A 10,526-nucleotide genomic window follows, 5' to 3' on the forward strand; every position below is an offset into this window, starting at 1 on the left:
CATGCGACTGAGCGACTCCCCTTACAAGACCGCCGAAAAGCTCCTGATGCACAACCGGAGCAAGATCGTCTTCGGCGACAGGGTCGTGCCGAACTGGCTCGGTGACGGGGCCCGCTTCTGGTACCGGTCGAGCACCGCCACCCGGCGGCAGTTCCTCGTCGTGGACCCGGAGGCGGGCACCCGGCGCCCCGCCTTCGACCACGAGCGGCTCGCCAAGGCCCTGGAGACGGCCTCCGGCCACGAGGTGAGCGCCGCCAAGCTGCCCTTCATGGCCATCGCGCTGGTCGGCGACTCCGTCTACTTCGCCGCGTTCGACAAGACCTGGCAGGTGTCACTCGACACCTACGAGGCGCAGGAGACGCCGGCCCCGCCGGCCGTCAACCCGATCGAGGCCGTCTCGCCCGACGGGCAGTACACCGTCTACCGCGACGGGCCCAACCTCGGGCTGCGCCGGATCGCCGACAACCAGACCCGGCCGCTGACCACCGACGGCGACGCCGGCCACGAGTACGGCGTGAGCCCCGACTACTTCCAGTACGACAACCTCATGACGGCGATCGGCCTGCCGGAGAACCCGATCTGCGCCGCCTGGTCACCCGATGCAACCAAGGTGCTGAGCCACCGCACCGACCAGTCGGGCATCGGCCTGGCGCACCTGATCGACAACTGGCCGCGCGGCGGCGGCCGCCCCGGCCTGCAGCCGCAGCGGCTGGCCCTGCCCGGGGACAAGCGCATTCCGACCGCCGAGATGACCGTGGTCGACGTGAACAGCGGCCAGGTCGTGAAGGCGCAGGACGAGCCGGTGCTGATGACGATCATCTCGCCGATGGTGGTGCGCTGGGCCTTCTGGGCGGAGGACAGCTCGGCCGTCTACTACCTGAGCCAGTCCCGTGACGTACGCACCCTGAAGCTCAAGCGCATGGACCCGGTCACCGGCGAGGTGACCACCCTGATCACCGAGACCGGTCCCACCCGCGTGGAGCCCACCCAGACGGCGCTCAACTTCTTCCCCATCATCAAGGTGATCAACGGCGGGGCCGAGGTGCTGTGGTACTCCCAGCGCGACGGCTGGGGCCACCTCTACCTGTACGACACCAAGACCGGCGAGCTCCGCAACCAGGTGACCTCCGGCGGCTGGGCCGTCCAGGAGATCCTGCACGTCGACGAGGCGAGCCGTACCGTCTACTTCACCGCGAGCGGGCTGATCTCCGAGGACCCCTACCGCCGCTCGGTCTGCAAGGCGGGGCTGGACGGCGGCGGGTTCACCCGGATCACCGACGACGCCCTCCACCACGTGGTGAGCGTCTCGGCCGACGGCCGCTACTTCGTCGACAACGCCTCCACCACGAGCACGCCGCCGGTGATCACCGTGCGCGGCTGGGACGGGGCCGTCCGCGTCGAGCTGGAGCGGGCCGACATCTCCGCGCTGCAGGCCACCGGCTGGAGCGCCCCCGAGCGCTTCCGCGCCAAGGCCGCCGACGGCCTCACCGACGTCTTCGGCGTGCTCTACAAGCCGCACGACTTCGACCCGAACAAGTGCTACCCGGTCATCGACGTGGCCTATCCGGGTCCGCAGGTCCTGCGCGTGCTCCCGACGTTCGACCCGGGCCCGTTCGGGTACGAGGCCGAGGCGCTGGCCGCGCTCGGCTTCGTCGTGGTCGGCATGGAGGGCCGCGGCACTCCGGGCCGCGACAAGGCCTTCCACGACCACTCCTACCGGAACTACAAGAGTGCCGGCGGCATGGAAGACCACGTGGCCGCGATCACGGAGCTGGCCCGGAGCCGGCCGTGGATGGACATCGACAAGGTGGGCATCACCGGCATCTCCGGCGGCGGCTACCAGACCGCGCGGGCGATGCTCGACCACCCCGAGTTCTACAAGGTCGGCGTCTCCCGCTCCGGCAACCACGACAGCCTGACCTACCAGCAGGGCTGGGCGGAGACCTACGACGGCCCGGTGGGCGAGGTGGACTACGCGCTGTCCTCCAACGCCGAGTCCGCGGCCCGCCTGCAGGGCAAGCTGCTGCTCATCCAGGGCGGCGTGGACACCAAGGTCCTGCCGGAGCAGACGCTGCGCTTCGTCGACCGGCTCATCGCCCACGACAAGGACGTCGACCTGCTGATCATCCCCGGCGCCGAGCACCTCTACCTGGGCTACGAGCACTACATGTTCAGGAAGCTGTTCGACTACTTCGTCCGTCACCTGCTCGAGGTGGAGCCGCCGGCGTACCGGCTCGCTCCCTCGGTGCTCGACGAGGAGCGCATCGCGGAGATGTTCGTCGGATGACCCGGCCGTCCCGGGCGGCCGGGGGACCGCCCGGGGCGCGCCGTCACAGCATGTCGAGCTTACGAACCGAAGGAGAGACCTGATGAGTGGAGTACCGGCGCGCCCGGCGTGCCCCGACCCGGAGCACGTGTCCGCCACCGGCGGCAAGGGCATGATCTCGACCTCCCACCCCGCGGCGTCGGCGGCGGGCGTGGCCGTGCTGCGCAAGGGCGGCAGCGCCGTGGACGCCTACTTGGCCGCCGCGGCGGTGCAGACCGTGGTCGAGCCGACCATGACCACGTTGGCCGGCGGCCTGTCGATCACGGTCTACGACCCGGACACCCGGCAGAGTCTGGTGATCGCGGGCATGGCGGGCCTGCCCGCGGGCGAGAACGGCGACCTGGACGACGGGGCCCGGCTGTCGGGCCGCACGGTGGTGCCGCCCGGCTGGGTGCGCGGCGCGCACGCCGCCTGGAGCAAGTTCGGCCGCCTGTCGTGGGCGGAGCTGTTCGCCGACGCGGTGGTGGCCGCGCGCGAGGGTTTCGTGGCCGACCAGTTGCTGTGGGGCTGGGCGTTCGCCTACCGCATGGCCGCCGGCCGTTATCAGGAGGGCCACGACACCTGGTTCCCCGGCGGCCATCTGTTCCGGGTCGGTGAGGTGCTGCGCCAGCCCGCTCTCGCGCGTACCATCGAGCAACTCGCCGAGCAGGGACCGGAGTACTTCCACGAGGGCGAGTTCGCCAAGAGGTACGTCGAGACGGCCCGGCAGCACGGCGGCCGGATCACCCTCGACGACATGGCCGCGGCCGGCGCCGTCGAGATGCCGCTCCCGCCGCTGCCCACCGCGGGCGGCTACGAGCTGCACACGGTGGGCGCGCTCTACCCGCTGCTGCTGAGCCTGTCGTCGCTGATCGAGACCGACGACCTGTACACGCGGATGCGCATCGTCGAGGAGGTGTGGGCCTACGGCCTGGACGAGATCCCCGACCCCTTCACCGATCCGACGGTCCCGATCGAGGACACGCTGCGCGCGATCTCGCCGGAGGCGGCCGAACGGCTGGTGCCCAGGGTGGTGCACGGCAAGCCGCGGCCGTTCGATCCGATGAACGGCGGCACCAACGCCATCGTGGTCGTGGACGAGCGCGGCATGATCGCGCACGGCACGCACTCCTCCAGCTCCACCGCGTTCGGCGTCGGGCTGATGACGGACGGGGTGATCATGCCGCGGCCGATCACGTTGTTCGCCGATCCGTGGGTGAAGATCCCGGTCGGCTGGGGCACCTCGCTGCTGGCCATGCGCGACGGCAAGCCCGCGTACGTGGCCGGGTCGCCGGCGATCTCGGCGGTGCAGAACGTGTACCAGAACTCCGTGAACGTCCTGGAGCGGGGCATGACGGCACTCGAATCGGTGAACCAGCCCATGTTCGGCGCGTCCGTGTATCCCAGCAGGCGGCCGATCGTGGAGTCCTCCTTCGGCGACGTCGTCCTCACGGAGGTGCAACGGCGCGGCGTCGGCATCACCCGCGTCTCGCCGTGGGAGCTGGAGATGGGCAGCTGCCAGGCCATCGCGTTCGGTGACGACGGCACCCTGCACGGCGTAGCCGACCCCCGCCGGCTGGGCAGCGCCGCCGGGTACTAGCGGACAGCGCGGGCACGCCGGCCGGTGGGCGTGCCCGCTTCCGCCGGTGTGGTCATGACGCGATATTGACGGATCTCCTCGTCAAGGGCGCGTCAATTTCGCTTGCCGCGCCTTTTCCGGTCCTGAATAGTGAGGTCGGTACAGAGTCGGGTTTGTGGAGGGAAGGGGCATGATGCGCAGATCAAGCGCCATTCCCGGTCCCGCCCGATGTCGCGTTCCCTAGTCAGGGAATGACCCGGCCTCCCGATGCGGGCCAAGAAGGCAACGGGTGAGAAATCAAAAGCCGGCGCGGGCATGCCGCATTCTCGCTCGTCTTTCTCGGGAGGCCTTCAGCGATCCGGAGAAGAAGGTCGATGACCATACCTCAGTCCATCGCGCTCGACACCAGCAGAAAAGAACTGCTCCTGCTGGCCGCGCGCACCCTCACCGATCCACGGGCCCACGAGCCGGGCGACCGGCTCGCCCTTCTCGCCGGCGCGCTCGCCGCCGACGAGGACTGGATGCGTTCGTTCCTCTTCTGGAGCGGCAAGCAGCACCGGCTGCGCGCGTTCACCCTGGCCGTGACCACGGAGTTCGTCGTCGCCCGCCTGGCGGCGAAGCTGTGCACGGCCGCCGACGCCAGGCGACTCGTCGACGCCGCGCTCGTCCGCGCCGACGAGCCGGGCATCCTGCTCGCCTACGCGCTGCGCCGCCTGGGCCGGACCATTCCCAAGCCGATCAAGGACGGCGTGGCCAAGGCCGCCGAGCGGCTCTACGACGAGCACGCGCTCGCCGTCCACGACACCGGGGACGCCGCGATGCGGTTCGCCGAGGTGATCGGCCAGACCCACCCCAAGCCGGTGGGCAAGGCCCGGAACGCCGTCTTCCAGTACGCGAGCCAGCGCCTCAAGCGCGAGAACCCGGTGCCCGAGCCGCTGGCTGAACTGCGGGCCAGAGCGGAACTGCTGGCCGTACCCGCCGCCCGGCGCGCCCGCATGCTGGACCGGCTCGACGCCGCCGACATGTTCGCCGCGGCCGCGATGACCTGGCCACAGGTCGCCGCCTGGCTGGACGGGGCCATGACCGGCAAGGCGTGGGCGGCCGTGGCGCGCTCGATGAGCCAGTCGCAACGCCTTGCCCACCTGCGCGACTTCGACGCGGCCGGGCTCGATTCCGAGGTCGCCGACTGGGTCTGCGCCGACCTGGCCGAAGGGACCAGGACGACCGCGATGCCCTTGGAGATCATGGATGCCTACCGCATGGTGCCGTCGTCTCGCTGGTCGTGGGCGCTGGAGCGGGCGCTCGAACGTGCGCTGGCGCAGGTGCCGGTCCTGCGTGGCAGGACGCTGATCCTGGTGGACCGCGGCGCGTCGATGGCGTCGCAGGCCGATGGCGGCGCCGCCTTCGCCGCGGCGCTGGCCCTGCGCTCGCCTTCCGCGGAACTGGTGGAGTTCGGGCCGCGGGTCGCCCCGGTCGAGGTGGGCAGGTCGGTGCCGGAGACCGTGGCCGCCTTCAGCACTCCCGGCGGGGCGCAGACGGTGGCGCAGGCCGTACGGGAGCGGATGGACGGGCACGACCGGGTGATCGTCCTGACCCACCCCGGCGCCGCGGCGCAGGCGGCGGAGGCCGTCGCGATGCCCGGTCACGAGCACGTGATCACCGAGCCCGGCGACGGCTGGTTCGCCGCCATCCCCGTGATCGAGATGGCGCGCGCCGCCACCTGGCCGTTCTGAAGGAGGAGCGCCACATGTCCAAGCGATCCCGCAAGAAGAACGGCCGCCGCAAGAAGAAGGCCAACCACGGCAAGAAGCCCGGTAATCGCTGATGAGGAACGGCTCCGGCACCGCCGTGCCGGAGCCGTGTGAGATGACGGAGTTGAGCACATCCATGACGACACGTGCACTCACCGGCGTGGACACGGCCAGGAAGGAGCTGTGCCTTCTCGTCGCGCGGGCCTTCGCCGACGGCGGTGCCGCCGTTCACGACGACCGATTCGGCGCGCTGGCCGCCCGGCTGGCCGTCGCCGACGAACCGTGGCTGCGCGGGTTGATCCGCTGGATGGCCCGCCATGACGCCACCCGGCGGCTGCGGCTGGCGGTGATCGCCGAGCTCGCCCACGCCCGTGGCAAGGGGACCAGGCAGTTCGTCGGCCAGTCGCTGCTGCGCGCCGACGAGCCCGGCGAGCTGCTCGCGTACTGGCTGCGCAGGTTCGGGCGGAGCCTTCCGCAGCCGGTCAAGCGCGGTGTGGCCGACGCCGCCGTCCGTCTCTACGACGAGCTCGCGCTGGCCACCTATGACGCTCCCGGCGCCGCCATGCGGTTCGCGGACGTGCTCGCGCTCACCCACCCGGCCCCTACCGGCGCCGTCCAGGCCGCCGTCTTCGCGCACGCGATCAACCGCCGCAGGGGCACCGTGTCGGCGATCCCGGAGTCGCTGCCCGTATCGCGCGCCCGCCGGGCCCTGTACTGGGTGCCCGCCGAGCGCCGCCCCCGCCTCATGGAGCAGCCGTCCGCCGCCGCCACCCTCGCCGACGCCCGGATGACCTGGCCGGCCGTCGAACGCTGGCTGCTCGGCACCATGACGGCCGCCGCCTGGTCCGCCGTCCTGCCGTCGATGTCCTACCGCGACAAGCTCGCGTCCCTGGCCGACTTCGACCGGCTCGGCGTCGCCGCCCCCGGCCTGGAGGAGGAACTCGCCGAACCGGCCTCGATCCTCGGCTCGGGCGTCACCCCGCTGGACGTGATGGCGGCGATGCGAGCCGTACCCGCCTCACGCTGGAGCCGCGCGCTGCGTCAGGCCGCCGAGCTGTCCCTGGCCAACGTGCCCGCGCTCCCCGGCAGGACGCTGGTGCTGACCGACCGCGGCGACCTGATGTCCGGGCCGGCCTGGCCGGGCGCGCGGCTCAGCCGCGCCGACGCCGCCGCGGTCTTCGGCGCGGCGCTGGCGCTGCGTGCCGCGTCGGTGACGCTCCTGGACTCCGGTACGGCACTCGCCGTCCGCCCCAGGGAACCGCTGATGGACGTCCTCGGCCGCTTCGGCCCCGGAGGCGGCCCGGCCGGAGCGCTGCCGTCCCGGCTGGACGGTTACGACCGGGTCGTCATCCTCACCAGCCCCCACGCGGCGCCAGAGAGCGCCGACGCGGTCACGACGCCCGGCCAGGAACACGTGATCACGCAGGTCAGCTCCGGATGGTTCGCCGCGATCGCGCACGTGGAAGCGGCCAGGACCGGGTCCTGGCCCTTCGCGTGCGTCACTTCAGCACCCTGATGCTGGTCGGGATCGGCTGCTGCAGCCAGCCCTCCGTCTCGCCCTGGGCCTTGCTGAAGAAGAACGGCTGCTTGGCCACGGCGATCGGGACGATGTCGGCGTCCCGCAGGAGGGCTTGCTCGGCCTCGTTCCAGAGCTTGCAGCCCGCGGCGCCGGTGGTGCCGGCGGCCTTGGCGGCCAGCTTGACGAAGTCGGGGTTGTCGATGCCGGTGAAGTTCTGGCCCTTGGGCGGGGTGGCGCCGGAGGCCCACGGCAGGATGTGGGTGGGCAGGTCGAACCTGAGGCCGGCCCAGTAGGCGTCGAAGTCGCCGGTCTCGAACATGGCCCTGGTGGCGGCGGCCAGGTCGTCGGAGGTCAGCTTCACGGTGACGCCGACCGCCTGCCAGCGCTTGGACACCAGCTCCGCGGCGGCCACGCTGCCCTCGCCCTCGCTGGGGCTGTAGTGCAGGTCGACGACGAGCTTCTTGCCGTCCTTGGCGCGGGTGCCGCCGGCGCCCTTGACCCAGCCGGCCTGGTCGAGCAGGGCGGCGGCCCGTACGGGGTCGGTGGCGGGCAGGTGGCCGGTGACGTTGTCGGCGGCGCACGGCTGGGTCTGGCCGGCGACCAGGCCGGGGGCCCGCGTGCCCGTACCCGAGGTGACGACGTTCACCAGCTCGTCCAGGTCGAGCGCGGCGGTCAGGGCGCGGCGGACGAGTGGGTCGGCGCCGGGGCGGCCGTCGCGCTGGTTGTACCAGAGCTCCCCGAGCATGGCCGTGAGGTCGAAACGCTCCAGCTTGCGGGCCAGCAGCCGCTCGCGGTCGGGGCCGGCGATGTTGGCCAGGTTGACCTGCCCGGCCAGCAGCAGGTTGGCGCGGGTGGTCTCGTTCGGCACGACCTTGAACACGATCCTGGCGGGGCTGCCGGGGGCGTTGTTGGCGGCGCCGTCCGGGCCCCAGGTGTAGCCGTCGCGGCGGGTGAAGGTGTAGGTGTCGCCGCGGACGACCTTGCTGAGCACGAAGGGCCCGCTGCCCACCGTCGTGTTCTCCAGGAGCTTGGGGTCGTCCAGGCCCTTGTCGCAGACGATGGGCACGCGGCCCAGCGTCTCCACCAGGAGGGCGAAGGGCTCCTTCATCGTCACCGTCACCGTGCCCGCGGCCTCGTCGGCACGCACGTCGTACGGCGCGGCCGGCACCAGCAGCCCGGACAGGGGCGACGGCTTCTTGAGGTGGCCGAGTGCCTTGGCCACGGTGCCCGCGGTGAGCGGGGAGCCGTCGGAGCAGGTGATGCCCTTCCTGAGGGTGAAGGTGGCGGTCCTGGCGTCGGTCTTCCAGGTGGCCGCCAGCCCCGACACGGTCTCGCCCCGCGGGGTGATGTTGATGAGCGAGTCGTAGGTGAGGCTCGTCATCTCGCCGTGCGGGAGCAGGTTGCGGTAGGGGTCGAGGATGCCCGGGTCGGCGGGGATGGCGAAGGTGAAGGTGCCGTCCTTGACATACTCGGCGGGGCCCGCGGCCGGTCGCGGCGCGGCGGCGCAGCCCGAGGCCAGCGCGGCGGCGGCCGCGGCGGCGACGAGAGCGGTGACGGGGGTGCGGGTCTCAGCCACGGCGCACGACCGGCAGCACGACGCAGGACGCGAGCTCCGCCTCGTGGAAGACGCGCTGGTCGGCGATGACGACCTTGTCGTCGTCGAAGGGGTTGTCCGCGCCGGAGTTGGTGTTGCGGTCGTAGCGGCTGAACCCCGAGCTGCTCACCTCCACGCGGATGCGGTGTCCCGGCAGGAAGCGGACCCCGCAGGCGTCCATGGTGAACTCGAACAGGGTGGGCTCGCCGGGTTCGAGCAGTTTCGGCTCCTCGAACGACTCGCGGAAACGCGCCCGCAGCGCGCCGCGGCACAGGAAGCGCGCGGTGCCGTCCGGCCGCACGTCCGACAGGCGCACGTGCCAGTCCGTGTCGAGCGCCGACGAGGAGGCCCACAGCCGGCAGGTGACCCAGCCGACGACGTCGAGCGGCTCGGTCAGCGGCTCGCTGGTGTAGCAGAGCAGGTCCGCGCGCCGCTGCGCGGGACGCTCGTCGACCGGGCCCTCGTGCATGTTCCAGACGCGCGTGCCCTGGTCGAGGGGGTCGTAGCGGTAGGCGTCGGAAGGTTCGGCGCCCGGCGGGTCGATCGACAGGACGCCGTCGCCGTCCAGCGAGTTGGCGCGGCCCCGCGAATGGAAGTAGAACGGCACCTCCTCGGTGTCGCGCAGCGGCCATTCGTCCTCCGCCCACCACTCGTTCGCGCCGGTGACGAAGACGTGCACGGGCTTTTCCGCTTCGATACCGTTTCCGATCCCCTTCAGCCACCGGTCGAAGAAGCGGATGACATACTCGTTGAGCGCGACGACGGCGTGCTCGCCGAAGTCGGCGCCGCTGAGTTCGCGCCACATGTTCACCATGTGCGGCCAGGGTCCGATGATCAGCTTCTGCTTGTCCGCGGCGCGGCCGGTCCGCATGGCCTCGAAGTTCAGGGGCGCGCCGGGGAAGTTCATGTCCCACCAGCCGGTGATGTTCAGCACCGCGAGGTCGGCGTCCGGGTGGTGGTCGTAGGAGCGCCGCTTCCAGTACGCGTCGAGTACCGGATGCCGCAGCATCTCATCCAGCCACCGCGAACCGGCCCCGGCCTGTTCCGCCAGCGACGTCAGCGGCAGCGCGTCGAAGTACGGCTGGTGCTCGGTCAGCATGCTCATGGGGTTGAGCCGCTGGTAGGAGCGGACGCCCATGTCGACCATCCACTCGGTGATGCCGAGCATCAGGCACCCGCCGAAGATCGGCTCGTTGCGCCACGGCGAGGCGGGCGGCGAGCAGTACGGCACGATCGCCTTCAGGCTCGGCGGCCGGCGCGAGGCGGCGAACCACTGGGTCTGCCCGGCGTAGGAGCCGCCGAGCATCCCGACGTTGCCGTCGCACCAGTCCTGCGCGGCGATCCACTCGATCACGTCGTGGCCGTCGTCGGCCTCGTGGAAGTGCGGCTCGAACACGCCGTCGGAGTTGAACCGCCCGCGGCAGTCGTTGAACGCCGTGATGTAGCCCCGCTCCACCAGCCCCCGGTAGATCTCGCCGTCCCGTCCCGCCACCTTGTCGTACGGCGTGCGCTGCAGGACCACCGGCAGCGGACCGGGAAGGTCGGGCCGGACCAGGTCCAGCGCCAGCTCCACCCCGTCGCGCATGGGCACCCGCAACCCGTGGATCACGCGCGAGCTTTTCGACACCACCGGCGAGGTCTCACCGCGCGGCGGCTCACCGGGCTGCGGCCTTTCCGCCGGGCGCACTTCTGTCATGACATTTCTCCTCGCGTCGAGGCAGGGCCGGAATTCACTGGCGACGGTACGGCAGCCGCGAACGCCCCCTTTTGAACGCCAG

6 protein-coding genes are annotated in these 10,526 nt (G+C 71.5%); 4 read left to right on the top strand and 2 right to left on the bottom strand.

The window, feature by feature from the left end; all coding sequences use genetic code 11:
- Position 1 precedes the first annotated feature (1 nt).
- The 4 genes from ACFWYW_RS41440 to ACFWYW_RS41455 all read left to right on the top strand — a co-directional run bounded on the left by ACFWYW_RS41440 (position 2) and on the right by ACFWYW_RS41455 (position 7,151).
- Positions 2-2,287 (top strand): DPP IV N-terminal domain-containing protein, encoded by a 2,286-nt coding sequence (locus ACFWYW_RS41440; RefSeq protein WP_379612721.1) that lies wholly within the window; start codon positions 2-4, stop codon positions 2,285-2,287.
- Between the two features lie 82 nt (positions 2,288-2,369).
- Positions 2,370-3,905 (top strand): gamma-glutamyltransferase, encoded by a 1,536-nt coding sequence (locus ACFWYW_RS41445; RefSeq protein ID WP_379612720.1) that lies wholly within the window; start codon positions 2,370-2,372, stop codon positions 3,903-3,905.
- Between the two features lie 353 nt (positions 3,906-4,258).
- The gene (locus tag ACFWYW_RS41450) at positions 4,259-5,617 is read left to right on the top strand and encodes a hypothetical protein (protein WP_379612719.1); all 1,359 of its coding nucleotides are present in this window, start codon (positions 4,259-4,261) and stop codon (positions 5,615-5,617) included.
- 154 nt (positions 5,618-5,771) lie between these two features.
- Positions 5,772-7,151, top strand: a complete 1,380-nt coding sequence (locus tag ACFWYW_RS41455; RefSeq protein WP_379612718.1) for a TROVE domain-containing protein — start codon at positions 5,772-5,774, stop codon at positions 7,149-7,151.
- On the opposite strand, the gene ACFWYW_RS41460 is transcribed toward ACFWYW_RS41455, so the two are convergent.
- A complete protein-coding gene (locus ACFWYW_RS41460) occupies positions 7,135-8,730 on the bottom strand; it encodes an ABC transporter substrate-binding protein (protein WP_379612717.1) in 1,596 nt (531 codons plus the stop codon). The two genes, ACFWYW_RS41455 and ACFWYW_RS41460, sit on opposite strands and share 17 nt — an antisense overlap.
- The gene (locus tag ACFWYW_RS41465) at positions 8,723-10,444 is read right to left on the bottom strand and encodes a CocE/NonD family hydrolase (protein WP_379612716.1); all 1,722 of its coding nucleotides are present in this window, start codon (positions 10,442-10,444) and stop codon (positions 8,723-8,725) included. The genes ACFWYW_RS41460 and ACFWYW_RS41465 overlap by 8 nt, the downstream gene beginning before the upstream one ends.
- Positions 10,445-10,526 lie beyond the last annotated feature (82 nt).

Origin of the sequence: Nonomuraea sp. NPDC059023 (assembly GCF_042740095.1) — a bacterium.
Lineage (GTDB): Bacteria > Actinomycetota > Actinomycetes > Streptosporangiales > Streptosporangiaceae > Nonomuraea.

What these genes read in the sequence shown, in the direction of transcription:
- ACFWYW_RS41440 (WP_379612721.1), top strand. Translation starts at nt 2, where the DNA reads ATGCGACTGAGCGACTCCCCTTACAAGACCGCCGAAAAGCTCCTGATG.
- ACFWYW_RS41445 (WP_379612720.1), top strand. Translation starts at nt 2,370, where the DNA reads ATGAGTGGAGTACCGGCGCGCCCGGCGTGCCCCGACCCGGAGCACGTG.
- ACFWYW_RS41450 (WP_379612719.1), top strand. Translation starts at nt 4,259, where the DNA reads ATGACCATACCTCAGTCCATCGCGCTCGACACCAGCAGAAAAGAACTG.
- ACFWYW_RS41455 (WP_379612718.1), top strand. Translation starts at nt 5,772, where the DNA reads ATGACGACACGTGCACTCACCGGCGTGGACACGGCCAGGAAGGAGCTG.
- ACFWYW_RS41465 (WP_379612716.1), bottom strand. Translation starts at nt 10,444, where the DNA reads ATGACAGAAGTGCGCCCGGCGGAAAGGCCGCAGCCCGGTGAGCCGCCG.